This window comes from Microtetraspora niveoalba, from assembly GCF_001570405.1.
In the GTDB taxonomy this organism is placed as follows: Bacteria; Actinomycetota; Actinomycetes; order Streptosporangiales; family Streptosporangiaceae; genus Microtetraspora; species Microtetraspora niveoalba.
Genome location: NZ_BBYM01000010.1, coordinates 134,338 through 160,635, shown reverse-complemented (window position 1 = coordinate 160,635; position 26,298 = coordinate 134,338). Strand labels below are relative to the sequence as shown.

General features: G+C 69.5%; 23 protein-coding genes. 13 read left to right on the top strand and 10 right to left on the bottom strand.

Annotated elements, in window-relative coordinates; translation table 11 throughout:
* Window positions 1-45: 45 nt before the first annotated feature.
* Window positions 46-1,443, bottom strand: a complete 1,398-nt coding sequence (locus AWQ70_RS10915) for a CCA tRNA nucleotidyltransferase (RefSeq protein ID WP_281196886.1) — start codon at window positions 1,441-1,443, stop codon at window positions 46-48.
* 142 nt (window positions 1,444-1,585) lie between these two features.
* On the opposite strand from AWQ70_RS10915, the gene AWQ70_RS10910 reads away from it, so the two are divergent.
* The 8 genes from AWQ70_RS10910 to trxA all read left to right on the top strand — a co-directional run bounded on the left by AWQ70_RS10910 (window position 1,586) and on the right by trxA (window position 10,832).
* On the top strand, window positions 1,586-2,122 hold the full coding sequence (locus AWQ70_RS10910) for an aminoacyl-tRNA deacylase (protein WP_067173793.1): 537 nt from the start codon (window positions 1,586-1,588) through the stop codon (window positions 2,120-2,122).
* Between the two features lie 46 nt (window positions 2,123-2,168).
* The gene (locus AWQ70_RS10905) at window positions 2,169-4,358 is read left to right on the top strand and encodes a hypothetical protein (protein ID WP_067173791.1); all 2,190 of its coding nucleotides are present in this window, start codon (window positions 2,169-2,171) and stop codon (window positions 4,356-4,358) included.
* Between the two features lie 195 nt (window positions 4,359-4,553).
* Complete coding sequence (gene murJ, locus AWQ70_RS10900) at window positions 4,554-6,158, top strand: murein biosynthesis integral membrane protein MurJ (protein WP_067173788.1); 1,605 nt, start codon at window positions 4,554-4,556, stop codon at window positions 6,156-6,158.
* Window positions 6,159-6,328: 170 nt separating this feature from the next.
* Complete coding sequence (locus AWQ70_RS10895; protein WP_067173784.1) at window positions 6,329-7,831, top strand: protein kinase family protein; 1,503 nt, start codon at window positions 6,329-6,331, stop codon at window positions 7,829-7,831.
* Between the two features lie 59 nt (window positions 7,832-7,890).
* Entirely contained in the window at window positions 7,891-8,481 is a 591-nt protein-coding gene (gene sigM, locus AWQ70_RS10890; protein WP_245646900.1) for an RNA polymerase sigma factor SigM, read from the top strand.
* Window positions 8,471-9,361 (top strand): anti-sigma factor family protein, encoded by an 891-nt coding sequence (locus AWQ70_RS10885; RefSeq protein WP_067173778.1) that lies wholly within the window; start codon window positions 8,471-8,473, stop codon window positions 9,359-9,361. The genes sigM and AWQ70_RS10885 overlap by 11 nt, the downstream gene beginning before the upstream one ends.
* Before the next feature lie 151 nt (window positions 9,362-9,512).
* Window positions 9,513-10,445 carry a thioredoxin-disulfide reductase gene (trxB, locus tag AWQ70_RS10880; protein ID WP_067173777.1) on the top strand — a complete coding sequence of 311 codons (933 nt, stop codon included), beginning with the start codon at window positions 9,513-9,515 and terminating at the stop codon, window positions 10,443-10,445.
* Between the two features lie 63 nt (window positions 10,446-10,508).
* Window positions 10,509-10,832, top strand: coding sequence for a thioredoxin (gene trxA, locus AWQ70_RS10875; protein WP_067173774.1), 324 nt, complete (start codon window positions 10,509-10,511; stop codon window positions 10,830-10,832).
* A 129-nt stretch (window positions 10,833-10,961) separates the two neighbouring features.
* Here the strand turns inward: trxA and AWQ70_RS10870 are convergent, their stop codons facing one another.
* A complete protein-coding gene (locus AWQ70_RS10870) occupies window positions 10,962-11,489 on the bottom strand; it encodes a GNAT family N-acetyltransferase (protein ID WP_245646899.1) in 528 nt (175 codons plus the stop codon).
* 431 nt (window positions 11,490-11,920) lie between these two features.
* On the opposite strand from AWQ70_RS10870, the gene AWQ70_RS10865 reads away from it, so the two are divergent.
* Both AWQ70_RS10865 and AWQ70_RS10860 read left to right on the top strand, forming a co-directional pair.
* Window positions 11,921-13,153, top strand: a complete 1,233-nt coding sequence (locus AWQ70_RS10865) for an aminotransferase-like domain-containing protein (RefSeq protein WP_067173769.1) — start codon at window positions 11,921-11,923, stop codon at window positions 13,151-13,153.
* Window positions 13,154-13,222: 69 nt separating this feature from the next.
* A complete protein-coding gene (locus AWQ70_RS10860) occupies window positions 13,223-14,173 on the top strand; it encodes a D-alanine--D-alanine ligase family protein (protein WP_067173766.1) in 951 nt (316 codons plus the stop codon).
* A 1,732-nt stretch (window positions 14,174-15,905) separates the two neighbouring features.
* Here AWQ70_RS10860 and AWQ70_RS10855 read toward each other — a convergent pair.
* The 8 genes from AWQ70_RS10855 to rpmH form a co-directional block, all read right to left on the bottom strand.
* Window positions 15,906-16,862, bottom strand: a complete 957-nt coding sequence (locus AWQ70_RS10855) for a ParB/RepB/Spo0J family partition protein (protein ID WP_067173763.1) — start codon at window positions 16,860-16,862, stop codon at window positions 15,906-15,908.
* A 120-nt stretch (window positions 16,863-16,982) separates the two neighbouring features.
* Window positions 16,983-17,756, bottom strand: a complete 774-nt coding sequence (locus AWQ70_RS10850) for a ParA family protein (protein ID WP_084516824.1) — start codon at window positions 17,754-17,756, stop codon at window positions 16,983-16,985.
* Between the two features lie 305 nt (window positions 17,757-18,061).
* Entirely contained in the window at window positions 18,062-18,751 is a 690-nt protein-coding gene (rsmG, locus tag AWQ70_RS10845) for a 16S rRNA (guanine(527)-N(7))-methyltransferase RsmG (protein WP_067173758.1), read from the bottom strand.
* A 244-nt stretch (window positions 18,752-18,995) separates the two neighbouring features.
* Window positions 18,996-19,490, bottom strand: a complete 495-nt coding sequence (locus AWQ70_RS10840) for a Jag family protein (protein WP_067173755.1) — start codon at window positions 19,488-19,490, stop codon at window positions 18,996-18,998.
* Window positions 19,491-19,508: 18 nt separating this feature from the next.
* Entirely contained in the window at window positions 19,509-20,459 is a 951-nt protein-coding gene (gene yidC / locus AWQ70_RS10835; protein WP_067173753.1) for a membrane protein insertase YidC, read from the bottom strand.
* Between the two features lie 4 nt (window positions 20,460-20,463).
* Entirely contained in the window at window positions 20,464-20,772 is a 309-nt protein-coding gene (yidD, locus tag AWQ70_RS37515; RefSeq protein WP_084516804.1) for a membrane protein insertion efficiency factor YidD, read from the bottom strand.
* Window positions 20,769-21,146: a ribonuclease P protein component gene (rnpA, locus tag AWQ70_RS10830; RefSeq protein WP_067173750.1), complete on the bottom strand. Its 378-nt coding sequence runs from the start codon at window positions 21,144-21,146 to the stop codon at window positions 20,769-20,771. Before rnpA ends, yidD begins: the two co-directional genes overlap by 4 nt.
* A 68-nt stretch (window positions 21,147-21,214) precedes the next feature.
* The gene (gene rpmH / locus AWQ70_RS37510) at window positions 21,215-21,352 is read right to left on the bottom strand and encodes a 50S ribosomal protein L34 (RefSeq protein WP_015772801.1); all 138 of its coding nucleotides are present in this window, start codon (window positions 21,350-21,352) and stop codon (window positions 21,215-21,217) included.
* Window positions 21,353-21,836: 484 nt separating this feature from the next.
* Between rpmH and dnaA the strand changes: the two genes are divergently transcribed.
* From dnaA to gnd, 3 genes are all read left to right on the top strand, one after another.
* Window positions 21,837-23,366 (top strand): chromosomal replication initiator protein DnaA, encoded by a 1,530-nt coding sequence (gene dnaA, locus AWQ70_RS10825; protein WP_067173748.1) that lies wholly within the window; start codon window positions 21,837-21,839, stop codon window positions 23,364-23,366.
* Window positions 23,367-24,104: 738 nt separating this feature from the next.
* Complete coding sequence (gene dnaN / locus AWQ70_RS10820) at window positions 24,105-25,244, top strand: DNA polymerase III subunit beta (protein WP_067173745.1); 1,140 nt, start codon at window positions 24,105-24,107, stop codon at window positions 25,242-25,244.
* A gap of 88 nt (window positions 25,245-25,332) precedes the next feature.
* A complete protein-coding gene (gene gnd / locus AWQ70_RS10815; RefSeq protein ID WP_067173743.1) occupies window positions 25,333-26,277 on the top strand; it encodes a phosphogluconate dehydrogenase (NAD(+)-dependent, decarboxylating) in 945 nt (314 codons plus the stop codon).
* Window positions 26,278-26,298 lie beyond the last annotated feature (21 nt).

Below are 26,298 nucleotides of genomic sequence, written 5' to 3'. Positions count from 1 at the left end.
GCTGACCCCAGGAAACCCGCTTGGCCGCAGGCGCCCTCCAGGACGTCAGGGCACGAGGTCCTGCGCCCTCGCCCAGGCGAGCAACTCCTCGCGCGCCGCCTCCTTGCCGATCACACCCTGGTCCATGCGCACCTCCAGCATGTGCTTGTACGCGCGGCCGACCACCGGGCCCGGGGACACGCCGAGGATCTCCTGGATCTCGTTGCCGTCGAGCTCCGGCCGGATCTTGGCCAGCTCCTCCTCCTCGGCCAGCCGCGCGATGCGCTCCTCGAGCTGGTCGTACGTCCGCGACAGGGCGGCCGCCTTGCGCTTGTTGCGGGTGGTGCAGTCGGCCCTGGTGAGCTTGTGCAGGCGGTCGAGCAGGTGCCCGGCGTCGCGCACGTAACGCCGCACGGCGCTGTCGGTCCACTCGCCGGTGCCGTACCCGTGGAAGCGCAGGTGCAGCTCCACGAGCCGGGACACGTCCGACACGACGTCCTTGGGGAACCGCAGCTCCGACAGCCGCTTCTTGGCCATCTGGGCGCCGACGACCTCGTGGTGGTGGAACGACACCCGGCCGCCGGACTCGTTCCTGCGGGTCTTGGGCTTGCCCACGTCGTGGAGCAGCGCGGCCCAGCGCAGCACGCGGTCCGGACCGGCCTCCTCCAGCGCGATCGCCTGCTCCAGGACGATCAGCGTGTGCTCGTAGACGTCCTTGTGCCGGTGGTGCTCGTCGATCTCCAGACGCAGCTTGGGCAGCTCGGGCAGGACGTGGGCGGCCAGCCCGGTGTCCACGAGAAGCGACAGGCCCGCGCGCGGGTGCGCGCCGCACAGGAGCTTGTCCAGCTCGTCGCGGATCCGCTCGGCCGAGACGATCTCGATCCGTCCGGCCATCGCCGTCATGGCCTCGACGGCCTTCGGATCGACCGTGAACTCCAGTTGGGAGGCGAACCGCGCCGCGCGCAGCATCCGCAGCGGGTCGTCGTCGAAGGACTGCTCCGGCGTGCCCGGCGTCCGCAGCACCCTGGCCATCAGGTCCGAGAGCCCGCCGTACGGATCCACGAACTCGTGCTGGGGCAGCCGCACCGCCATCGCGTTGACCGCGAAGTCCCGCCGGGCCAGGTCGCCCTCCAGCGTGTCGCCGTACGCCACCTCGGGCTTGCGCGAGGTCCGGTCGTACGCCTCGTCGCGATAGGTGGTGATCTCCAGCATCCAGCCGCCTTTGCGGATGCCCACCGTGCCGAAGTCGATGCCGATCGTCCAGATGGCGTCCGCCCAGTCCTTGACGATCTCCAGCACCTGCTCGGGCCTGGCGTCCGTGGTCAGGTCGAGGTCGTTCCCGATGCGGGAGAGGAAGACGTCACGGACGGACCCTCCGACGAGGGCCAGCTCGTGGCCGCGCGCGGCGAACATCTGGCCGATCTCGTCGGCGACCGGAGCGATCCGCCGGAACAGGTCGTCCACGGAGCGTTTCTGAATGTCGCTCAGATTTGAAACGGACAAGGCTGGGTACGTCCTTCGGTCACGGAACAGGTTTCCCCCGACACGCTGCGATCACCTCTTACGGCTGTGCCGGGGGCTCTGGGACGAGGCAAGGAGCAATGAGATGAAGGACGCTCTCGCCATTCACCGCTGGCTCCTCGCCCACCAGATCCACCATGAGATCGTACGTCTTCCGCGTCCCTTGACATGCGCCGACGAGTTGCCGGAGGTCCTCGGCGCCCCCGCCTCGCACTGCGTCCGCGTCACGGTCTTCCAGGCGGTGACCCGCGGGTCCGCCGCGCCGGTGGCCGTGGTCGGGGCGGCGGGGACGGCCCCCGCACCGTCCGCGGTGGCGGCCGTGCTCGGGGCCGACCGCGTCTCGGCCGCGTCCGCCTTCGTGGTGAACTCGGTCACCGACTACGCCGACGGGCTCGTCTGCCCGCTGCTGCTCCCCGACGGGCTGACGGTCCTCGTCGACCGGCGACTCGCCGACGGCATCCATCCCGACGAGTTCGTCCACACCGTCACGGGCGAGCGCCGCACCGCGCTGCGAATCCGCGCCCGGCACCTTTTCTCGCTGGTGACGGGCACACCGGCGGACCTCGCGGTGCCCCGGCCGCGCGTTCTGACACCCCTGGCAAGCCCAATGAGGACGGCTTAGGCCATACCATTCTGGGCGTGCGCCGATCCTCACACCTGGCCCGCACGTGATTCGTAAGGCCGCTCCGCTGATCCTGCTGTCCGCCCTGCTCGCTCCGACGAGCATGGCCGGTACGGCTGTCGCGGGCACGGCGGCGACGAGAGCCGCGACGGCCACGGCGACCCGGGCGACCGATCCGCTGGTGGTGGAGCAGATCAGCTCCGCGGTGCTGCGCGATCCGGCCGCACCCGTGACGATCTCCGGCGTGGTCACCGGCACGCCGTCGGCCTCGGTCCGGGTCGTCGTCCACTGGGGGCAGCCGTTCCAGGCGCGTGAACAGATGGCGGCCTTCACGGCCGGCCAGGGCTATCCCACGCCCTCCTACCGCACCATGGTGCAGGCCACGCCGCTCGACGGCGCGGGAAAGCTGCGGTTCGAGTTCGCCCTGACCCCCCGCGACCTCGGGATGTCGCGCCAGGGCGTCTACCCCCTGGCCATCGAGGTGCAGGACGGGGTCAGCCTGCAGCCGATCGAGATCGAGCGCACCTTCCTGACGTACGTGCCGCCCGAGCAGCCCGTGCCCAAGGTCAAGCTCGCCCTGGCCATGCCGATCGTGGACCGGCCGCACCGGGCGGGCGACTCCGACTTCATGGACGACGACCTGCGCGCGTCGGTCTCCACCGGCCGCCTCGCCTCGCTGCTCGACCTCGTGCAGAAGAGCGGTCGCACGGTCACCTGGTTCGTCGACCCCGCGCTGCTCGACGACGCCCGCCGCACCGCCACCGGCGAGTACACGGTCAAGACCGCGAGCGGCGGCGCGAAGAAGGCCGCCGACCCGTCCGCCCGCCGCTGGCTCGACGGCCTGCGCGCCGCGCTCACGAGCAGGCCCGTGATCGCCACGCCGTACGCGGATCCCGACGTTACGGCGCTGGTTCATGCCGGGCTGGACACGCCCACGCAGGACGCGGTCAAGCGGGGCGCCGAGGTCGCGGGCGATGTCCTCGGCCGCGAGATCTCGACGGCGACGGCGTGGCCGGTGGGCGGCGCCCTCGACCGCGACGGCCTGGACGAGCTGGCGACCGCGGGCGTGCGCACCGTCCTGCTGTCCGGCTCCACCCTGCCGCCGGACCCTCAAGTCGCCACGACCCCGGACACGGCGACGACCCTCGACACCGTCTCCGGGCCGGTCACCGCGCTGCTCACCGACCCCACGCTCAGCGAGGCCCTCGACACGGACACGTCCGTTCCCGGTGCCGGCACGCTCGCGCGGCAGCGCTTCCTCGCCGAGACCGCGATGATCGCGTTCGAGCAACCGCAGGGCGCGCAGGGCGGGCTCGGGCAGCAGTCGGGCACGGGCCAGCAGCAGTCCGGGCAACCGCAGCAGCCGGTCAGGACCGTGGTCGCCGCGCCCTCCACGCGCCTGTGGAACCCCGACCCCGAGTTCGTGTCCGGACTGATCAAGGCCGCCTCGTCGGCGCCGTGGCTGCAGATGACCGCGCTGAGCTCGGTGCGGCCCGGCAAGGCGCAGGTGCCGCGGTCCGACCTCGTGTACACCGACCAGGACCGCGAGGCCGAGCTGCCCCGGACCTACCTCGGCGGCGTGAAGAAGCTCGGCCGCCAGGCGGACATCGCCGAGACCGTGACCACCAAGCGGCAGAACCTGTTCGGCGACGCCGTCCTCCGGCTCGCCTCGGCCTCCTGGCGGGGCGAGGCCAAGCGGGCGAGCGGGTTCGTCAAGCAGGTGCGCGCGTCCATCGAGCAGCGGACCGGCCAGGTGTCGGTCATCGACACGCCCCGCGCGCTCGCGGGCGCCAACGGCCAGGTGCCGGTCAGCGTGGACAACTCGCTGTCCGAGAGCATCGCGCTCAAGATCAGGGTGACGTCGGACGACAAGTCGCGCCTCGGGATCGACGCGCGCGGAGGGGTGTACGAGACCGAGCAGCTCAACATCCTCGACAACCGCAGCCAGTTGGTGAACGTCCCGGTGACCGTGCACGGCGACGGCGGTGAGAGCACCATCGCCGTGCAGCTCCTCACCGCCGACGGCAGGCCGTACGGCAAGCAGGTCCACGTGACCGTCCGCGCCACCGGCTACACCGGCATCGCCCTCGTCATCGTCGGCGCCGCCCTCGCGATCATGCTGGCCGCCGTGGTCATGCGCATCCTGCGGCGCCGGTCCGGCAAGACGCTCCCCCGCGACGCCGCGGCGCCCGTGGAGCAGCGGGCCGTTCCCGCCGACCACGGAGACAAGCCTTGAGCGAGCGAACCGACAGGCCCGCCGCCGCCCGCCGCACGGCGCCGGCGCCCGAGCGGACCGGTGAGCACGGCCCGCCCCGCGAACGGCGTGCCGAGCCGCCGGGCGAAGGGAAAGCATGAGCGAGCGGAGCGAGCGAATCAGTAAACACAGCGCACTCTGCGAATGCAGCCCCGAGCCGCCAGGCGAGGGGGCGGCATGAGCAGGATGTTGCGCGCGAGCGCGATCATGATGGCCGGGACGATGGTGTCCCGGCTCACCGGCTTCCTGCGGACCGCGGTGATCGCGGCGGCGATCGGCACCTGGGCGCTCGGCGACGCGTACAACGCGGCCTACCAGATCCCGTACATCCTGTTCGACCTGCTCATCGGCGGTGTGCTGAGCAGCGTGATCGTGCCGTTGATCGTACGGGCGCAGAAACATGACGAGGACGCGGGCGAGGCGTTCGAGCAGCGGCTGATGACGCTCGCCATCCTCATCCTGACTGTGATCGCCGTGCTCGGCGTGCTCCTGGCCGGGCCGATCATGCAGCTCTACACGGCGGACAACTGGACGCCGCGCAAGGTCGAGGTCGCGACGACGCTGGCGATGCTGATCCTCCCCCAGATCGCCTTCTTCGGGATCGGCGCGCTCGCGGGGGCGATCCTCAACACCCGCGACAGGTTCGCCGCCCCGATGTGGGCTCCGGTGCTGAACAACATCGTGGTCATCGGCGTCGGCATCGCCTACATCGTGATCGGCGGCGCCTCGGCGAACATCGACGAGGTGACCGACCGCGACCTGCTGCTCCTCGGCCTGGGCACCACGGCGGGCATCGTGGCCCAGGCGATCATCCTCGTCATCGCCCTGCACCGGGCCGGGTTCCGGTTCCGCCCGCGTTTCGGGCTGCGCGACACCGGCCTCGGCGAGGCCGCCAGGACGGCGAGCTGGACCTTCCTCTACGTCGGCATCACCCAGCTCGGCTTCCTGGTCACCACCAAGCTCGCCACCGGCGCGGGCGAGCGGGCGCCGGGCGCGGGCAACAGCGCGTACGCCTACGCCTTCCAGCTCTTCCAGCTCCCGTACGGCATCATCGCGGTATCGGTGATCACCGCGATGCTGCCGCGCATGAGCCGGTACGTGGCGGACGGCGAGCTCGACTCGGCACGCGGCGAGTTCGGGTCGGCGGTGCGGCTCATCTCGTCGGTGATCGTGCCGGCCGGGCTGCTGCTCATGGTGCTCGGCCCGGCGGTGACGACCCTGATCTTCTCCTGGGGCCGGATGACCGGAGGCAACGCGCTCTACATCGGCAACGTGCTGCAGGTCTTCGGGCTGGCGCTGGTGCCGTTCTCGATCTTCCAGCTCCTGCTGCGGGTGTTCTACAGCTTCGGCGACACGCGGACGCCCACGATCCTCGGCGGGGTGAACGTCCTGATCAACGCGGCGCTCAGCCTCGTCGCCTACCTCGTGCTCCCCGCGCGCTACATCGTGATCGGCCTCGCGTTCTCGTTCATGATCGCGTACGTGCTGGGCACGGGTGTGGCCTGGACGCTCGCCAGCCGCAAGGTCGGCGGTCTCGGCGGCAGGGAGGTGGCCGCGGGGCTCTCGCAGATGTACTTCGCCGCGATCCCGGCGGCGCTGGTCGCGCTGGCCGCCCTGTGGGTCACCCGGCAGTTCGCCGACATCACCGCGCTCACCTCGGCGATCGTGCTGGCGGCCGGCGGCGGGATCGGTCTGCTGCTTTACCTCGGCACGGCGCACATGATGCGGATCCCGGAGGTCAGCTCCATCATTGGACTGGTGGCGGGACGGGTAAGGCGCTAATGTCCGCCCGCCCGGTGTGAGGCGTCGCCCAAGGGGAAGGCGGGCAGGACCGGTACGGCACTAGCATGGTGCGCCAAGACTTCGACCGGCGAGCGGAAGCGAGAAGGCGTGGACGGATCCACCCGGCATCGTCTGATGCGTGCCGGCCGGCTGCGGGGTAAGGCGGCCTGATGAGTATGTCCACGGTCGAACCGGGGTCTCGTCTGGCCGATCGGTTCCGGCTCGAAGACCGCGTGAGCGAGTCCAACGGCGTCACCCTCTGGAAGGCCATCGACGAGATCCTGGCCCGGCCGGTCGCGGTGCACACGTTCTCGCCCGAGTTCGACAGGGTGCAGGAGGTCGTGACCGCCGCGCGCGCGGCCAGCCGCCTCACCGACCCCCGCCTGACCCAGGTGTTCGACGCCGCCCACGAGGACGACACCGCGTACGTCGTGAGCGAGTGGGTGAGCGGCGACTCGCTCGCCGACCTCATCACCGCCGGGGGGCTGGAGCCCGAGCGCGGCGCCGCCCTGGTCGCGGAGGCGGCCGAGGCGCTGGCGCACGCGCACGAGTCGGGGCTCACGCATCTCCAGCTCACGCCCGCCCGCCTGCTGTGGACCTCCAGCGGCACGGTCAAGCTGCTCGGGCTGGCCGTGGACGCCGCGATCGTCGGCCTCACCAGCGACGACCCCGCCCGGGACGACGCCGAGGGCCTGGGGCGGCTGCTGTACGCGGCGCTGACCGGCCACTGGCCGAGCGACGAGGACACAGGGCTTCCCTCGGCGCCGCTGGACGACGACAAGGTGTGCACCCCGCGCCAGGTGACCGCGGGTGTGCCGGGTTACCTGGACGCCATCACCTGCCGCGCGCTCCTGCCCGAGAGCAGGCGCGGGCTGGCGCCGCTGTCCACCCCGGCGCAGATGGCGGAGGCGCTGGCGGAGGTGCCGCGCCCCTCCCCCGTACCGGTGGGCCCGGTGCCGCCGGCAGTGCTGCAGTCCGAGGCCCCTGACACGCTGAGCTCGCGGTCGTCCACCATGCCGCCGATGGCGATGACGACGATGACGAACGCCGGCGTGCCGCCCCGCACCTCGTCGGGGACGCTCAGCCGGGTCCTGGTCACCGCCCTGGTCATCATGATCATGCTCGCCGTCGGGATCGGCGCGTGGACGGTGGGCAGGAGCATCGGGAACAGCCCGGTCGCCACGCCCGCTCCGACCGTGGCGCCGACGGCCACCCTCAAGCCGGTGGTCGTCAAGCCGGTCGGCGCGGTCGGGTTCGACCCGCTCGGGGACGATCAGGAGGAGAACCCGCAGTTCTCCTCGAACGCCATCGACGGCAAGCCGTCGACCGAGTGGCACACCACGAGCTACAACAGCGCGGACTTCGGCCGGTTGAAGGAGGGTGTCGGGCTCATCCTCGACATGAACCAGCCGGTCTCGATCTCCGACGTCATGGTGACGCTGGCCGACACCCCGGGCGCGTCCGTGCAGCTCAAGGTCGGCAACTCCGCCACTCTGAGCGCGTTGAAGACCGTGGCCGAGGTCAAGAACGTCTCGGGGACGGTGACCCTCACGCCCGGCAAGCCGGTCACCGGTCAGTACGTTTTGATCTGGTTCACCCGGCTTCCGCCCCATGAGGGTAGATATCGTGGCACCATCTATGACGTAATAGTGCATTCCCCTGGATCGGCATAGCAGGCCAAGTGAATCCCCCACCTGATAACTTCCCACCGGCTGAGCACGCCGCCCGGTCGGTGAGCGATGCCGACCTTCTCAGCCGCCACATCGGCGGCGATCCCCATGCGTTCAGCGAGATCGTCAAGCGCCACCGGGACCGCATGTGGGCCGTCGCCCTGCGGACCCTCGGCGACCCGGACGAGGCGGCCGACGCCGTACAGGATGCGTTCGTGTCCGCCTACCGCAAGGCGGAGAGCTTCCGCGGCGAGGCGGCGGTCACGACGTGGCTGCACCGCATCGTGGTGAACGCCTGCCTGGACAGGATGCGCCGCAAGTCCGTACGGCCGGTGGCCGACGACGAGCTGATCGAAGCCGCCGAGCGGGACATGCCCATGCCCGACCAGGCCGGCGAGCGCGAGGTGTCGATGGACGTCACGTCCGCGCTCAAGGTGCTGCCCGCGGACCAGCGCGCGGCCCTGGTCCTGGTCGACATGATGGGCTATTCCGTGGAGGACGCGGCCGGTGTGCTCGGCGTTCCCGCAGGCACCGTGAAGAGCCGCTGCGCTCGCGGACGCGCGAAACTTGCCCCGATTCTTTCGCATCTGCGGAACCGATCCGACCGGACTCGCGTCTCATCCGCGAAGGGAGCAGAACTTCGTGACGGGTGATACGCACTACGACCTGGAGATCCTCGCCGAGTTGGCGGAAGGTCTCCTCGACGACGCCACGGCACGGCGGGTCCGCGAGCATCTCGCGGTCTGCGACCCCTGCGGGGAGAGCCTTGCCGACTTGGCGGCGGTTCGGGAGGTGCTGGCCGCGGTCCCGGTGCCGGCGATGCCGTTGGGCGTCGCCATGCGCATCGATCGCGCGCTGGCCGCCGAAGCGTCCCGGGACCTCGACCACGTCGGCGACGCCGGCGAACAGGGGCTCCGCGTCGTGGAGAACCCCGACTGGGGCCGGATCATGCGGGACGCGCCGTGGGAGACGGCGGCGCCCAAGGAGGAGGACGCGCCCGCCGCGGCCACTCTCGGCGTCGTCGCGGACGACGGCACAGTCGTGCCCGTCGTCCCCAGGAGGCGGCGGAGACCGTGGCGGATACCGGCTGTGGCGGCGGCCGCGGCGGCGGTCGTCATCGGCGGCACCGGGGTGGCCACGACGGTGTTGTCCGCCCAGGGCGGCTCGACCCCCGCGGTCGAGTACGTGGGATCGGACGGCAGCCCCTCGGCCGGCACGCCGGCCTTGGCCTACACCGTCTCCGAGAGCAAGTACAACTACACCAGCCGGGAGCTGAACGGCCCGCTGCTCAGCTACTTCGGCGCCGGTCCGGCGTCGGACACGGTGGACGACGCGCCGCTCGACAAGTGCGTCAAGCGGTTCTCCGACCAGCTCGACCGCAAGCCCATCGGAGTCGACAAGGCGTTCTACAACGGCAACGAGGCCACGATCATGGCCTTCTGGGAGGACAAGAACATCAACGCGGTGCGCGTGGTGGTGGTCGACTCCTCCTGCAAGAGTCTCCGGCCCGAAAGCCTCGCCACCTGGAAGTGACCCACCGTACGTACGACCTCCGGACAGCCCCCGCCACGACGGTGGGGGCTGTCTCGTTTGTCGGCCGGAGCGGCGGAAAGGGGTGGAGGGAATCCCGGACGCCTAGGATCTGTTGACGCGACTGGCATCACCCGGATCGAAAGGCAGACCGTTGAGCGACGTCCGTAACGTGATCATCATCGGGTCGGGGCCCGCCGGCTACACGGCGGCCGTCTACTCGGCCCGCGCGGAACTGAACCCCCTGGTGTTCGAGGGGTCGGTGACCGCGGGCGGCGCCCTCATGAACACCACCGACGTGGAGAACTTCCCCGGCTTCCCCGACGGCATCATGGGACCCGATCTCATGGACAACATGCGCAAGCAGGCCGAGCGGTTCGGGGCCGAGCTGGTCGCCGACGACGTGGTCGAGGTCGACCTGAACGCCAACCCCAAGGTCGTCAAGACCCACAGCGGCACCTTCTACGCGAAGGCCGTCATCCTCGCCACCGGATCGGGCTACCGCGAGCTGGGCCTGGAGAACGAGAAGCGCCTCTCCGGGCACGGCGTCTCCTGGTGTGCCACCTGCGACGGCTTCTTCTTCCGCGGCCAGGACATCGTCGTGGTCGGCGGCGGCGACACCGCGATGGAGGAGGCGCTCTTCCTCACCCGTTTCGCCACCTCGGTGACCGTCGTCCACCGGCGCGACGAGCTGCGCGCCAGCAAGATCATGCAGGACCGGGCGTTCGCCAACGACAAGATCCGCTTCATCTGGGACAGCGAGGTCGTAGACGTGCTCGGCGACACCAAGATCACCGGCGTGCGGATCCGCAACCGCAAGACCGGCGAGGAGAGCGAGCTCGCCGTCGGCGGCCTGTTCGTCGCGATCGGCCACGACCCGCGCACCGAGCTCGTCAAGGGCCAGGTGAACCTGGACGCCGACGGGTACATCCAGGTCGAGGCTCCGAGCACCCGCACCAACATCGAGGGCGTCTTCGCGGCGGGCGACGTCGTGGACCACACCTACCGCCAGGCGATCACCGCCGCGGGCACGGGTTGCGCCGCCTCCATCGACGCCGAGCGCTGGCTCGCCCATCACAACAGCTAGCCCGGGGAATGCGGGGCCCGGCCCCGCGGTTGAACCCTCCACACCGAGTAAGGGGAGAGAACATTGGGCGCCATCAAGAGCGTGACCGACGCCACCTTCGAAGCCGACGTACTCAAGAGCGACAAGCCCGTCCTCGTCGACTTCTGGGCGGAGTGGTGCGGTCCGTGCCGCCAGGTCGCGCCGATCCTGGAGGAGATCGCGACCGAGAACGCCGACCGGCTGACCATCGTCAAGCTGAACATCGACGAGAACCCGTCGACTCCTCGGGACTACGGCGTACTCCAGATCCCGACGATGAACGTCTACAAGGGTGGAGAGGTCGTGAAGCAGATCATCGGCGCCAAGCCGAAGGCGATGCTGCTCCGCGAGCTCGAGGGCATCATCTGACCGGTGCCCCCTGCGGCGCGAGCCGTACCACCGCCTTCCCGGCGGCACCCACCCACAGCGAAGCCCCCTCGCCGATCACGGCGCAGGGGGCTTCCGCGTATCGGGGCGCCGGAACGCGCTGAGATCGCCTCAGACGGGGCGAAGCGCCCGCTCCGGACTCATCGACCCCAGCAGCCTCTCCAGCGCCACCTCGACGTCCTCACGCCACGAGACGGCCGATTTGAGCTCCAGCCGGAGCCGCGGGAACCTCAGATGCGGACGCACCGTCTTGAACCCCACGGAGAGCAGGTACTCGGCGGGCACCACGCAACTGGGCTGCTCCCATTTCAGGTCGCCGAACGCCTCGATGGCCCGCACGCCGCGACGGGTGAGGTCCTTGGCGAGCCCCTGGACGAGCATCCTGCCGAGGCCGCCTCCCGAGAACTCCGGGATGATGTGCGCCGTCATCAGCAGCACCGCGTCCGAGCTGACCGGGGACGTCGGGAACGCCACCGACCGCGGCACGTACAGCGGCGGCGCGTAGAGCACGAAACCCGCCGCGACACCGTCCACGTACGCGATCTTGCCGCAGCTCCCCCACTCCAGCAGGGTCGCGGAGATCCAGGCCTCCTTCTCCAGGCCGGGATCGCCCGCCTGCACCGCGCGCTCACCGCTCATGGGATCGAGCTCCCAGAAGACGCAGCGCCGACATCGCCGCGGCAGATCGTCGAGATTGTCCAGAGTGACGTTGGCCAGCCGACGCGACACCTGTTGCCCCAATCCCCGAGAGGAGTACATGAGCCCCCGAAAACGCCGTCGGATGTGTGGAAAACCACACGACCATCGCGCCTTCCGCTGGCATCGTAACTCAGCGAACGCGCCCGGTCGCCGTACCCGCGACGGCTTCCCGCGCCCACGTCCGGCGTCGCGTGCCGTCACCGGAGGGCAACCCGGCGGCGTCGGAACGGCGGCGCTGCCGTAGTCTGGTTTCTCGGCTACGTGAACGGAGGTGGACCGTGACGCACGAGCTCGATCACGGTCGGACGACCGCGCCCCAAGGGTCGCGAATTGACGCCTATGTCGATCGGTACGCCGCACGAGCTACCGGGATGGTCGCCTCCGAGGTTCGAGCTCTTTTCGCCGTCGCGTCCAGGCCCGAGGTGGTCTCGCTCGCCGGCGGCATGCCGTACGTCACGGCCCTCCCCCTCGACGTGGTCGGCGAACTGGTCGCCGACCTGGTCGCCAGGCGCGGCCCGGTCGCGCTCCAGTACGGCTCCGGCCAGGGTGACCCCGACCTGCGCGAGCAGATCTGCGAGGTCATGCGGATGGAGGGCATCGAGGCCGGGGCGGACGACGTCGTCGTCACCGTGGGCTCCCAGCAGGCCCTCGACCTGATCACCCGGATCTTCATCGACCCCGGCGACGTGGTGCTCGCCGAGGGGCCCTCCTACGTCGGTGCGCTGGGCACCTTCAGCGCCTACCAGGCCAAGGTCGTGCACATCGCGATGGACGACCAGGGCATCGTGCCCGAGTCGCTCGCGCAGACGATCTACGCGCTGCACACCGCCGGTCGGCGGGTCAAGTTCCTCTACACCATCCCGACCTTCCAGAACCCGGCCGGCGTGACCCTGAACGAGGTCCGCCGCAGGCAGGTGCTGGAGATCTGCCAGCGGGCCGGCGTCCTGGTCGTCGAGGACAATCCGTACGGGCTGCTCGGGTTCGACGGCGAGCCGCTGCGCGCGCTGCGGGCCGACGACCCGGACGGCGTGGTCTACCTCGGCTCGTTCTCCAAGACTCTCGCCCCGGGTTTCCGGGTGGGCTGGGCGCTCGCGCCGCATGCCGTCCGCGAGAAGCTGGTCCTCGCCATGGAGTCGGCCGTGCTGTCGCACTCGACCTTCACCCAGCTCGCCGTCGGGCAGTACCTCGCCACCCAGCCGTGGCGCGAGCAGATCAAATCCTTCCGAGAGCTGTATCGGGAACGGCGCAACGCCCTTCTCGACGCGCTCGAGGTACTGATGCCCGCCGGCTGCTCGTGGACCCGTCCCGCCGGCGGGTTCTTCGTGTGGATGACCCTTCCCGAGGGGCTCAACTCCAAGGCGATGCTGCCGCGCGCGGTGGCCGAACGTGTCGCGTTCGTCCCCGGCACCGGTTTCTACGCCGACGGCGGCGGCGCCCAGCACATGCGGCTCTCCTACTGCTATCCCGAGCCCGAGCGCATCCGTGAGGGCGTACGCCGGCTCGCCGGCGTGATCGAGCAGGAGCTGCAACTGCGCGACACCTTCGGCACCGGCTCCGTGCCCGAGCACCCCGGAGTCGACACGCCGGGTCCGGACCTCGCCTGAGGTTCCGGTACGGCTAGCCTGTTCGGGCTGGCCGTACCGGAATCCCGAAGTGAGAAAGGCCCTCTCCCTATGAGTGACTTGGCGCATGTGCTGGTGTTGGCGGGGGGCCTTTCGTATGAGCGAGAGGTCTCCATCCGCTCCGGCCGCCGGGTCAGCGAGGTCCTGCGCGCGGCCGGGGTGGTCGTCGAGACTCGCGACACCGACGCCACCCTTGTTCCCGCCGTGCTCGCCGACCCGCCGGACGCCGTCTTCGTGACGTTGCACGGCGGAGCCGGTGAGGATGGTGCCATCCGTTCCGTGCTGGAGCTCCTCGACGTTCCGTACGTGGGGGCCACCCCGGACGCCTGCCGGGTCGCCTACGACAAGCCGACGGCGAAGGCGGTCGTCCGTTCGTGGGGGCTGAACACGCCCGACTCGATCGCCCTGCCCAAGGAGACCTTCCACGATCTGGGGGCGAGCGCGGTGCTCGCCCGCATCGTTGACCGGCTCGGCCTGCCGCTGTTCGTCAAGCCCTCCCGCGGCGGCTCGGCACTCGGCGCCTCCATCGTGCGGTCCGCCGAGGAACTGCCCGCCGCCATGGTCGGCTGCTTCGCGTACGGCGACACCGTGCTGATCGAGAAGTACATCGCGGGAGTGGAGGTCGCCGTGTCCGTCGTGGACCTCGGAGACGGTCCGGTGGCCCTGCCTCCCGTGGAGATCGTGCCCGACGGCGGTGTCTACGACTACGCGGCCCGCTATACGGCCGGGCACACCGAGTTCTTCGCTCCCGCCCGGCTGTCACAGGAGGACGCCGAGGCGTGCGCCGCGATGGCCGTCACCGCACACGCGGCGCTCGGGCTGCGGGACGTCTCCCGTACCGACCTGATCGTGGACGAGACCGGCCGCCCCTACTTCCTCGAAGTGAACGTCGCTCCCGGCATGACCGAGACCTCATTGCTCCCGATGGCCGCCGAGGCCGCCGGGCGCGATCTCGGCACCCTCTGTAAGGGACTCCTCGAACTCGCCGCCCGTCGAGGCTGACTCTTCCGCCACCGGAGGGATCCTGCTCGGGGTCCCTCCTCTGCTTCTGCCCGGGGTCCCTCCTCTGCTCCTGCTCGGGGTCCCCCCTCTACTTCGGCTCGGGGTCCCCCCTCTACTTCGGCTCGGGGTCCCCCCTCTACTTCTGCTCGGGGTCCCCCCTCTGCTCCTGCCGGGGGGGCGCCGAGGTTCCACACTCCCGCCAGGGCATGATTCCGGCCGCCTTCGAGGCGGGCGGCCATCGCCACTGCCCGGAGCCCTTTCCGAGATCCGTCCGGATGGGGCTCCTTGGGACCTCTCCGCACAAGGCCGAGGTTGCTTGTGGATCCTGCTGGTGGCGGAACGCCGGGCGGTTCCCGGGATCCGTCCAAGGGAGCGAGCTCCTTGGGGTCTCCCCATACGAAGCCGAAATTGCCTGGAATTCCTGCCGGTGCCGGCTTCTATGGAGGACGCCACCAGGGCGCGGTTCTGGGCGGATCCTGCTGGTGGCGGGGCGTCGGACGTTCCCTGGATCCGTTCAAGGGATGGTTTCCTTGGGGCCTTAACGCGCGGGGCCGAGGTTGCTTGTGGATTCTGCCGGTGCCGGCTTCTTTCGTGGACGCCACTGCAGCCGGGCTCTTGGACGGATCCTGGCCGGAGGCCAGCCCCTCCCGTGTTTCACGTGAAACCCCTCCCCCCATCCCCCCTTCCAAAAGCTCCCCTGCCGCCCTCCGGACGGGGCATCTCGCCGCCCCCGTCCGCCTCACCCCGGGACTCGGTGACTTCGCCAGTCCCGCGCCCGGGCGCAGATCTCGCCGCTGCACTCCCCCGGCCCAGGGCACGCGGACGGGCAGGGTGCCGGTCCGCTAGGTCTCTCTGGGATTGCACGCCTGTCCGGTTGGAAGGGGCGGCGCTTCGCCGGGGCGACCGGTCCATCGGAAGTGTGCGGCCCGCGGGCCCTCGCCGCTCTCGCCGCCCCGGTCCGCCCCATCCCCGAAATTCCGCGACCCCGGGGTTGATGCCGCGCGCACCGCAGATCTCGCCGCTGCGCTTCCTCCCAGGCACACAGCCGGGAGTGTCGCCGTCCGCCAGGTCCCTCTGGGATTACGTGCCTGCCCGGTCCCCTGGGATGCCGCACGAAACGGCCCCCCACACAGACGACCTCTCGCAGAGGAGACGAGATGTCGACCGTGTTCGCCCCGTCCGTCAGATCCTGGCTCGCCGCGACGCTCACCGGCCACCGTGACGGCCGACCGGAGAAGTACTCACCTGCTGTGCCGCGCCAAGCCACGGACGGGCGAGGGCCGTCACGGCGCACGCCTCGGCCTCCTCCGGCGATGGGCGGGCGGGAGCGAAGAACCCGCCCAGATCGTGTGGCCGACGGCGCAGTCGTACAGTACGTCCGCCGGAGGGCTGCGAGGCAGCCGGTTTGCAGGATGGATTCGCCGCAGTCTTCTGCCGCGCCGCCAGATCAGTGGCCGCCTGCCCGCCGATGCGGTGCCGCGCCCTCGCCTCCGCAATCGCGGCGTACTCCGTGATGTGGGGCACCCGTCCCCATCACAGCGCCGCTCAAGCGGGGCAGCGCCGATTCGTCATCACACACCAGGCGGCACCAGTACCGGCACCGACCACGCGACGGCTCCCCCGCGTGTCCAAGCCGCAGGCAACGGCCGGGTCAGGCGTGCGGAGACATGCTTCTCACCCTTGACCTGCGCGCTGTGTTTCACGTGAAACACAGCGCGCGCACAAGCTCTGACTATTCGTCGCCGTCGCGTACGCTGGCGACCGTTTCAGGCGCCATCGTGCCGATGATGCGCTCCAGATCGTCGATCGTGGAGAACTCGACGACGATACGTCCCTTGCGGGAACCCAGGTCGACCTTCACCCGGGTCTCGAAGTGATCGGAAAGCTGCTCCGCCAGCCTGCGGAGCGCGGGGGCCGCCGGCTTCTTCTCACGCGGCTTGCGCGGGGCCGGTCCTGCGGTGGCCTCACCGAGGGCGACGATCTCTTCGACCGTACGGACCGAGAGGCCCTCAGCGACGATGCGCGTCGCCAGCCGCTCCTGCGCCGCCGGATCGTCCAGAGCGAGCAGCGCGCGGGCGTGTCCCGCGCTGATCGTCCCCGCCGCCAGCCGGAGCTGGACGTTCGACGGCAGATTGAGCAGCCGGAGGGTGTTGGTGATGTGCGAGCGCGACCGACCGACCTTCTTGGCCAGGACCTCGTGGGTGGCCCCGAAGTCATCGAGGAGCTGGCGATACGCCGCCCCCTCCTCCAGGGCGTTGAGCTGCTCGCGCTGAAGGTTCTCGATCAGCGCTTCGCGGAGCATCTCGTCGTCCTGGGTGCTGCGGACGATCGCGGGGATCTTCTCCAGGCCGGCGAGCTTCGAGGCGCGCCACCGCCGCTCCCCCATCACCAGCTCGAATCGGCCGTCTCCGCTGGCGCGTAGGACGACCGGTTGAAGCAGGCCGACCTCGGAGATGGAGGTGGCCAACTCGTCCAGGCGCTCCTCGTCGAACACGTCACGCGGCTGGCGCGGGTTGGGCACGATCGCCTCGAGTGGGACCTCCTGGAAGTAGGCTCCCTCGACCGGCCGGAGACCGGTGTCGGCAGGCTCCGCCGCCGGCGGCCCGGCCGCGATCGTCGGCTCGACGATCGGCCCGGTGGGAATCAGTGCCCCAAGCCCCTTGCCCAGTCCCCGACGCTGCTGAGACACCGCTGCTCCTTAACACCGCACAACACCGTACGAAAGGCAGTGCCCAGCGATCTCAGAGTCGCCGGGCACTCCACCACGAGAGGTTACCGCCGCGCGGGCTCATTCCGTGCCCGCAACCCGCTATGCCCCCGCTACCGCCGCGCCGCGGTGCGCCATCTCGCGCGCGGCCTCCTTGTACGCCAGCGCCCCGCTCGAACCGGGGTCATACGTGATGACCGACTGGCTGTAGCTGGGCGCCTCCGACACGCGGACACTTCTCGGGATGACCGCCTTGAGCACCGTGTCCCCGAAGTGTGACCGCACCTCCTCGGCGACCTGGGAAGCCAGGCGGGTACGCCCGTCGTACATGGTCAAGAGGATCGTCGAGACGTTCAGCTCCTGGTTCAGGTGAACCCGCACCAGCTCGACGTTCTGCATAAGCTGGGTGAGCCCTTCGAGCGCGTAGTACTCACACTGGATCGGGATGAGCACTTCCTGCGCCGCCGCCATCGCGTTCACCGTGAGAAGTCCGAGTGACGGCGGGCAGTCGATCAGAATGTAGTCCAGCTCCATCGAGTCGAACGCGCTCAACGCCCGCTTCAACCGGGTCTCGCGGCCGACCATCGGCACCAGCTCGATCTCCGCACCCGCGAGATCCAGTGTCGCCGGAGCGCAATAGAGGTTCGGCATCTCCGGGACCGGCTTCACAATCGAATCCAACGGGAGATTGTCCACCAGCACCTGATAAACCGACGGCACCCCCGACCGGTGTTCGGTCGCCAACGCCGTCGAGGCATTGCCCTGAGGGTCAAGGTCGACCACCAGCACGCGCTGCCCGTGCATGGAGAGGGCGGCGGCCAAATTCACGGTCGTCGTGGTCTTTCCGACGCCGCCCTTCTGGTTCGCCACCGTCATCACTCGGCACTTCGGGGGGCGGGGCCACGCCTCCTCGTCCCGTGTGGAGTATCCAATCGAAGGCGCGGCCGCCGGAGCGGCCGTCGCTGTTTCACGTGAAACCACAGAGCTCAGTGCCTCTCGTACCAGCGGGGAATCACCGGGATTAAGGGGGGTCTGGGACACGGTGGTCGTCCTTTCACCCTGCGAAACAGAGATAAAAGGCCAGCCGACCCCCGATGGCCGACCTACCGACGCGATCTCCAAGGGTACGGCGATGTGATTCTCCGGCCAACCCAGGCCCCCAGCCGCACCCGCCACGACCCTCACCTCTTCCGTCGGTGCCGCGCGCCCTTCCCACTCCGCTCAGGGGATCGGCCCGCGACGACGCGAACGAGAGTGGTCGGCGGCTCGACCTTACCGTGCCCCACCGTAACAAGCTCGGCGCTACGCGCCCCGTACGCCTTGAGTTGCGGCCCGGCCGCGTCGAGCTCCTCGGCCGCACGCTCGCCCTTCATCGCGAGAAGCTCGCCGCCCTCCTCAAGAAGAGGCATGGACCAGGCAAGCAGGCGGTCAAGCGGGGCCACCGCACGCGCCGTGGCGACGTCGAAAACGCGCTTGCGCGCCAGTTCCTCGGCCCGGCCGCGCAGCACTTCCACGTTGCCCAGCTCCAGCGCCTCCACGCACTCCCCCAAATAGGTGGTACGGCGCAGCAGCGGTTCGAGCAACGTCACCGTGATGTCGGGGCGGACGATCGCCAGGACCAGACCGGGCAGGCCGGCGCCGGAACCGATGTCCACCAGTCGCACGCCCTCGGGGATGGCCTCCGCCACCACCGCGCAGTTGAGCAGATGGCGATCCCAGATCCGGGGGACCTCGCGTGGCCCGATCAGTCCGCGTACCACACCGGGGCCCGCGAGCAGCTTCGCGAACGCCTCGGCTCTGCCCAATGCCTCACCGGTGAACACCTCTCGCGCCATCGCGGGCGCCTCGGGCAGTTCGTTGCTTTCCGTCATCACTCACTCATCTATGGATGCTCTCGGGGTAAGGGTAGCCGCCCCGCTCCGGCCGGGGCTTCATGGTCGCTTCCGTTCCAGCACACCTCTCGCCGATCCCGGCCCACGGGGCTCGCGGGAGATCCCGCTGATGGTTCCTTCCCTGCGCTCTCGATACCTTCCGCGGTGGCTCGCGTTCCTCCGCCGGGTACGGCAAAGGCCGCCGACCCTCGGAGGATCGACGGCCTTCGATGCGAAAGCGGGACTACGCGGGAAGCACGACGACGAAACGCCGGGGCTCCTCGCCCTCGGACTCGCTGCGGAGGCCGGCCGCGGCGACCGCGTCGTGCACGATCTTCCGCTCGAACGGGGTCATCGCCTGGAGCGCCTTGGGCTCGCCGCTCCGCTTCACGTCGTCCGCGGCGGCGGCGCCGATCTTGGTCAGCTCGGCCCTGCGGCGCTCCCGATAACCGCCGATGTCGAGCATGAGCCGGGACCGCTCGCCGGTCTGGCGGTGTACGGCGAGCCGGGTGAGCTCCTGGAGCGCCTCCAGCACCTCGCCGCCGGGGCCGACCAGGTCGCTTCCCTTGACGCCGACCACTGAAACGACCGCGCGGTCGCCCTCGACATCCATGTCGATATCGCCGTCGATGTCGGCGATGTCCAACAGCCCCTCGACGTAGTCGGCGGCGATCTCACCTTCCTGTTCCAGGGCGGCGACGTCGGGAGCAGGCTTGACGCTCTCCTCGGCTTCGGTCACGTCCGGTCTCTCCTTCTCCTACGACTTCTTGCTGCCGGTCCGCTTGCTACGCGACTGACGCGACGGCTGCTGACGGACGATCTTAGGCTCCGGCGGAGCGGGAGGAGCCGAGGGGGTCTTCGGTTTGCCCAGCACCTTGCTGAAGACGCCGTGGGAAGGCGGCGGCGTCGTCACGTTCCCTTTCTCGTCCACGACCGGCATCGGGTGACGGCTGTAGAACCAGTGCTGCTGGCTGAGCGTCCACACGTTGGTGGTGACCCAGTAGAGGATCAGACCGAGCTGGAAGTTGAGGCTGAAGATGGCGAACAGCGGCGAGATGTACATCAGGATCTTCTGCTGCTGCGCCATCGGGTTGTCGACCATCTGCTGCATCGACCGCTTCACGCTCTGCCGCACCGTGAGGAACGTGGTGAGCGAGCTGATCGCGACGAAGCACGCGAGGACGATCTTCGTCATGACCGGGTCGGCGCCGAACGCCTCGATGTCGGCGCTGCTCGTGAAGAACGTCGCGGGCAGCGGGGCGCCGAGGATGTGCGCGTGCCGCGCGCTGTCCACCAGCTCCTTGGTCATACCGAACTTGTCCTGGTCCTCGGCGATCGCCCGGAGGACCGTGAACATGGAGATGAAGATCGGGAACTGCGCGACGATGGGCAGACAGCCACCGAGCGGGTTGGCGCCCGCCTCCTGGTAGACGCGCATGACCTCCTGGTTCATGCGCTGCTTGTCGTTCTTGTAGCGCTTGCGCAGCTCCTGCACCTTGGGAGCGAGCTCCTGCATCTTCCTCGACGAGCGCATCTGCTTGAGGAAGAGGGGGAAGATCAGCAGGCGCATCAGCACGGTGAGCGTGATGATGGTCAGCGCCCAGGTCAACCCGCTGTCCGGGGCGAGGAAGGTGCTGTAACCGGCGTGGATCTGGGTGATCACCCATGCCACGGCGGTATACAGCCAGTTGAGGAATGACAGCTCCACCGAGCTAGCTCCCTTGCGTTGTGTCGTGAGACCGGCCTCGGGGTGGGGGCACCGGGTCGAAACCTCCGGGATGGAACGGGTGGCAACGCCCGATGCGCCTGATGGTCAGCCACGATCCGCGCACCGCTCCGTGTACGGCGATGGCCTCAAGCCCGTAGGCGCTACAGGACGGCTCGAATCGGCATCGAGGGCCGAGCGCCGGGCTGATGAACGCCCGGTAGAACCTGATAGGGACGAGCAGCACACGCGCGGCCAGGGTGGGTCGCACGTCGGAGGCGCCCGCTCGCCCGGGACTCGACTGCTCGACTGTCATGACCGTCCATCCGTAAGGGTCCGCGGGGTGGACCCCCGCCGCCGGAGTAAACGATCGAGCGCGATGTCGAGTTCGGCGGCCAGGTGCTCGCTCCGCGCGGACGCGGCAGCAGGGTTGGCGCGTACCACAAGCAGGCTACCTCGCGGAAGGCGGTCGAGTCGGGTCCGCATCAGGTGTCTGAGCCTGCGTTTCACCCGGTTCCTGGTCACGGCGTCACCGACGGCCTTGCTCACGACGAAACCCACCGACGGCGGCCCCTCGGTGTCGTGCACGTTCAGATGCGCGACAAGGGTGGGGCGGCCGGCGCGTTGCCCGCGCCGGATCGCGTCGGCGAACTCATCACCGCGCCGCATTCGGGACGCGGACGGCAGCACCGAAACTTCCTCGAACTACGACTGTCGCCCGCCGGCACCGGGACGGCGGGCGACAACGGTTTCGCTCGTCAGACGGTCAGCTCGGCGCGGCCCTTGCGACGGCGGGCGGCCAGGATGGCACGGCCGGCACGCGTGCGCATACGCAGCCGGAAGCCGTGGGTCTTTGCGCGGCGACGGTTGTTCGGCTGGTAAGTACGCTTGCTCACGAGTGGACTCCAGGCTTCAGATACGCCCGCAGGAGGCCGCGGGACGCGCAACATTCCAAGGATGCGGCTCGCCAGTGCGTGGACATGCGAAAGAGCCGTCGCGTGACCAGCCGACCTCCACACGTTAGGGGGCGATCCTGCCACAGGTCAAACCGGAGCACGCCCGGAGGTGGCCTTCTCTCCGCGCGTGAGGGTTCTTCTCCTGGTCCGCACATCGCCCACACGAGCCGCCCACGGCTACCAGTAGGCTGTGGACAACGTCTTGAACCCAGGTCGCGCACACCACTACTGTCAACCCTCCGGACCCTCCTCCATCGAACGTGGATGCGCCCGGGACCTTGCGACGGCCTGTGCATAACGTGTGGATCCTCTGTGGATCACGTATCGGGGGCTGGTCCCGCCGGGCCGCCTCCGGCCGGGACCTGCGTGAAAGAACGGATCGCGGCGAATCTGCGGGGGCCGCGCTAGGGAGGAGTGCCCGACCATGGAGGCCGACGACCTCAACGAGGTGTGGGCTCGCGCGCTGAGGACCCTTCTCGATGAGGGCGTTTCAGGACAACAGCGGGCGTTTCTCCAGATGACCCAGCCGTCCGGGCTCATCAACGACACCATCCTCCTCGCCGCTCCGAACGATTTCGCCAAGGAAGTCATCGAGGTCCGGCTCCGGCCGCTCATCGCGCACGCGCTCTCCCAGGAGTTCGGCCGGCCGATGCGCATCGCCGTGATGGTCGACCCCCAGGAGACCGGGGGCGACGGCCGCAAGCACGACTCCTTCTCCCCTTCGCCCTCCTTTCCGCAGCGCGGGCCCGGGCCGCAGTCCCGCCCCGGCGCGGCGCCTCCGCCGTCGTCCGACTATCCACAGGAGGGCCCGCAGGAGCCGCAGGACGGCGTCGCTCCTCCCGAGCCACCGCAGCCGGGGAGCGCGGAGCCGCCGCAGAACAGGTGGGACAGCCGCGGCGGCCGCACCGCGGGGGAGCCGGCCCGGCTGAACGCCAAGTACACCTTCGAGACGTTCGTCATCGGCGCGAGCAACCGGTTCGCGCACGCCGCCGCGGTCGCGGTCGCGGAGACGCCGGCCAAGGCGTACAACCCGCTGTTCATCTACGGCGACTCGGGGCTGGGCAAGACCCACCTGCTGCACGCGATCGGCCATTACGCGCAGAGCCTGTACGACGGCGCGCGGGTCAGGTACGTGAGCTCGGAGGAGTTCACCAACGACTTCATCAACTCCATCCGCGACCACAAGGCGGACGGGTTCCGTGCCCGCTACCGGGCTGTGGACATCCTGCTCGTGGACGACATCCAGTTCCTCGAAGGCAAGGAGCAGACGCAGGAGGAGTTCTTCCACACCTTCAACACGCTCCACAACGCGAGCAAGCAGATCGTGATCTCCAGTGACCGGGCGCCCAAGCAGCTCGTCACCCTGGAGGACCGGCTGCGCAACCGCTTCGAGTGGGGGCTGATCACGGACGTCCAGCCGCCCGAGCTGGAGACGCGCATCGCGATCCTGCGCAAGAAAGCGATCCAGGAGGGCCTGGCCGCGCCGCCCGACGTGCTGGAATACATCGCCAGCCGGATCTCCACGAACATCCGGGAGCTGGAGGGCGCGCTGATCCGGGTGACCGCGTTCGCCAGCCTCAACCGGCAGTCGGTGGACATCAAGCTCACCGAGATCGTGCTCAAAGACCTGATCAGCGAGGACACGACCCCCGAGATCACCATCTCGCTCATCATGTCGACGACCGCCGAGTACTTCGGCGTCTCCCTCGACGACGTCTGCGGGACCTCGCGCTCGCGCGCCCTGGTGACGGCCCGGCAGATCGCCATGTATCTCGCCCGTGAGCTCACCGACCTGTCGCTTCCCAAGATCGGTCACCAGTTCGGCGGTCGCGACCACACGACCGTCATGCACGCCGAGCGCAAGATCAGGTCGCTGATGGCGGAGCGCCGGTCGATGTACAACCAGGTCAACGAGCTGACGACCCGGATCAAGCAGCGCGCGCGCAGCGCGTGACGGGCTCCCGCACCCTGCGGACGGGCTCCCGCACCCCGCGTTGACGGGGTTCCCCGCCGCGCCTCACGGCATCACCTGCCCGGCCCTGGGCCCTCGCGACGACGACGCCACCGTGACCCACGAGCGGCGCAGGACGCGAGCCGTGGGCGTGTTCCGGCACGCGTACGGACACGTCCGATCGGTGCGTTCCGGCATCACGCGGGCAGATCGGGCGCCCCTCGATACACAGGCTGTGGATAACTCTGTGGACCGGCGTGCGCCGACATCCGATCTTGCCGTCGAATAACCCCGTCAGCAGGGGGAAATTCGCGCCCGTACCCTGGGGACAGATCTGTGGACAACCTGGGGACGACTGGTGGATAGCCTGGGGACAGCCTGTGTGTAGTGGAAAGATGTCCACCTGAGATGTGCTTTTATCCGGTGGATAACCAGTGGATAACTCGTGGATAACCGGTGGATAGAGACCCCCTCGGCTGGGGACGGCCTGTGGGCAACGGACGGTCATCCCCAGGCATGCCCAGGTAATCCACCGGTCCTCCACACCCGGCAGTGGATGAATAATGGGCTCTGACCTGCGGGGGAACGAGATTTCCACAGTATCCACACCCCCTATGACGATGACGCTTTGCTCTCTCTACTGAAGAACTCAAGAGCCATAGAGGGTTCTCGGGGCTCGGAGGTGCGGGAGAGTGAAGCCTGCAAGAATGCCAAGCAGCGATACCCAGGAGGCTGGTCCACGTGATATTCCGGATCGACCGCGACGTACTCGCCGAGGCCGTCGCGTGGACGGCTCGGAGCCTTCCGGCGCGGCCGTCCGTGCCCGTGCTGGCGGGCATGCGCCTAGAAGTGACCGACGATCAGCAGTTGAAACTCTCCGGCTTCGACTACGAGGTCTCGGCGGAGGTGACGCTCGAACCGCAGTCCGGTGAGCCGGGTGTCGTCCTCGTCTCCGGAAAGCTCCTCGCCGAGATCACCCGGGCGCTCCCTGCACAGCCTGTGGATTTCGTGGTGGACGGTGCCAAGGCCGTGGTCACCTGCGGCAGCGCGCGGTTCACCCTGCTGACGATGCCCGTCGAGGACTACCCCTCCCTGCCGGCGATGCCTCCCGCCGCTGGGCGCATCGGCAGCGACGTCTTCGCCGGCGCGGTCGGCCAGGTCGCCGTGGCCGCCGGCAAGGACGACACCCTCCCGATGCTCACGGGTGTCCGGATGGAGATCGAGGGCGACACGGTGACGCTGGCCGCCACCGACCGCTACCGCCTCGCCGTACGCGAGCTGAAGTGGCACCCCGAGCAGCCCGACTTCCAGGCGATCGCGATGGTGCCGGGCCGTACGCTCGCGGACACCGCCAAGGCGCTGGGCGGCACCGGAGCCGAGGTGGAGATCGCGCTGAGCTCCGTCGGCGGCACCGGCGAGGGCATGATCGGATTCTCCAGCTCGGGCAGGCGGACCACGACGCGGCTCCTCGACCCCGAGTTCCCGAAGTACCGCTCGCTGCTGCCGACCGAGTTCTCCGCGCGGGCCGACATCCCGACCGCGTCGTTCGTCGAGGCGGTCAAGCGCGTCGCCCTGGTCGCCGAGCGCAACACCCCCGTACGGCTGGCCTTCCGCGGCGACGAGGTCGTGCTCGAGGCGGGCAGCGGCGACGAGGCGCAGGCGGTCGAGGTGCTGCCGGTCGATTTCGACGGCGACGACATCAACATCGCGTTCAACCACCAGTTCCTGCTGGAGGGCCTCGGAGCGATCGACTCCGACGTGGCTCGCCTGCAGTTCACCACGTCGACGAAGCCCGCCATCCTCACCGGCGGCAAGCCTGTGGACGAAGGCGCGACCCCGGACTACCGCTACCTGATCATGCCGATCCGGCTGTCGAGCTGACCCGGGGGCGTACGATCTCCCGGGCGTGGAGGTCGTATGTCCGGGTACGGCGTCCTTGTGGATGTTCGACCCTGAGGGGGGTTGCTCTATGCAGATCGGCATGATCGGGCTCGGCAAGATGGGTGGCAACATGGCCGAGCGGCTTCGCCGCGGCGGTCATGAGGTCGTCGGTTACGACCGGGATCCGGGGCTCAGCGACGTCGGCAGCCTCAAGGAACTGGTCGACCGGCTGGAGACCCCCCGTGCCGTCTGGGTGATGGTGCCCGCCGGTGATCCGACGCACAGCACGGTCCGGCTGCTGGGCGAGATGCTCTCCCCCGGGGACATCGTGATCGACGGCGGCAACTCCCACTACGTGGACGACCAGAAGCACGGCGCCGACCTCGCCGCCAAGGGGGTCGGCTTCGTGGACGTCGGTGTGAGCGGCGGCGTGTGGGGGCTGGAGAACGGCTACGCCCTGATGGTCGGCGGCGCCTCAGAGGACGTGGAGCGGCTCCGGCCGGTCTTCGAGACGCTCAAGCCCGAAGGCGAGGACGGTTTCGTCCACGCCGGTCGGATCGGGGCCGGGCACTTCGCCAAGATGGTCCACAACGGCATCGAGTACGGCATGATGCAGGCCTTCGCCGAGGGCTGGGAGCTGCTCGAGGCCGCCGACATCGTCACGGACGTCCACGGGTCGTTCAAGAGCTGGCGGCAGGGCACGGTCATCCGCTCGTGGCTGCTCGACCTGCTCGTCCGCGCGCTCGACCAGGATCCCGGCCTGGCCGACCTCAAGGGGTACGCCCAGGACTCGGGAGAGGGCCGGTGGACGGTCCAGGCCGCGGTGGAGCACGCGGTGCCGCTGCCGGTCATCACGGCCGCGCTGTACGCCCGCTTCGCGTCCCGGCAGGAGGACTCCCCCGCGATGAAGATGGTCGCGGCGCTGCGCAACCAGTTCGGCGGGCACGCGGTCACCGCGCAGGAGGGGCAGACCGGCAAGGGCGCGGACGCCCCCGGCGCCGACGTGACCCCGCCGGTGGAGGCCCAGCGCTGATCCACGGGCTGTGGACAGACC

What these genes read in the sequence shown, in the direction of transcription:
- AWQ70_RS10860 (WP_067173766.1), top strand. Translation starts at nt 13,223, where the DNA reads ATGAGTGACTTGGCGCATGTGCTGGTGTTGGCGGGGGGCCTTTCGTAT.
- AWQ70_RS10870 (WP_245646899.1), bottom strand. Translation starts at nt 11,489, where the DNA reads ATGAGCGGTGAGCGCGCGGTGCAGGCGGGCGATCCCGGCCTGGAGAAG.
- gnd (WP_067173743.1), top strand. Translation starts at nt 25,333, where the DNA reads ATGCAGATCGGCATGATCGGGCTCGGCAAGATGGGTGGCAACATGGCC.
- murJ (WP_067173788.1), top strand. Translation starts at nt 4,554, where the DNA reads ATGAGCAGGATGTTGCGCGCGAGCGCGATCATGATGGCCGGGACGATG.
- AWQ70_RS10910 (WP_067173793.1), top strand. Translation starts at nt 1,586, where the DNA reads ATGAAGGACGCTCTCGCCATTCACCGCTGGCTCCTCGCCCACCAGATC.
- AWQ70_RS10895 (WP_067173784.1), top strand. Translation starts at nt 6,329, where the DNA reads ATGAGTATGTCCACGGTCGAACCGGGGTCTCGTCTGGCCGATCGGTTC.
- yidD (WP_084516804.1), bottom strand. Translation starts at nt 20,772, where the DNA reads ATGACAGTCGAGCAGTCGAGTCCCGGGCGAGCGGGCGCCTCCGACGTG.
- AWQ70_RS10850 (WP_084516824.1), bottom strand. Translation starts at nt 17,756, where the DNA reads ATGACGGTGGCGAACCAGAAGGGCGGCGTCGGAAAGACCACGACGACC.
- AWQ70_RS10865 (WP_067173769.1), top strand. Translation starts at nt 11,921, where the DNA reads ATGGTCGCCTCCGAGGTTCGAGCTCTTTTCGCCGTCGCGTCCAGGCCC.
- rsmG (WP_067173758.1), bottom strand. Translation starts at nt 18,751, where the DNA reads ATGACGGAAAGCAACGAACTGCCCGAGGCGCCCGCGATGGCGCGAGAG.
- dnaA (WP_067173748.1), top strand. Translation starts at nt 21,837, where the DNA reads ATGGAGGCCGACGACCTCAACGAGGTGTGGGCTCGCGCGCTGAGGACC.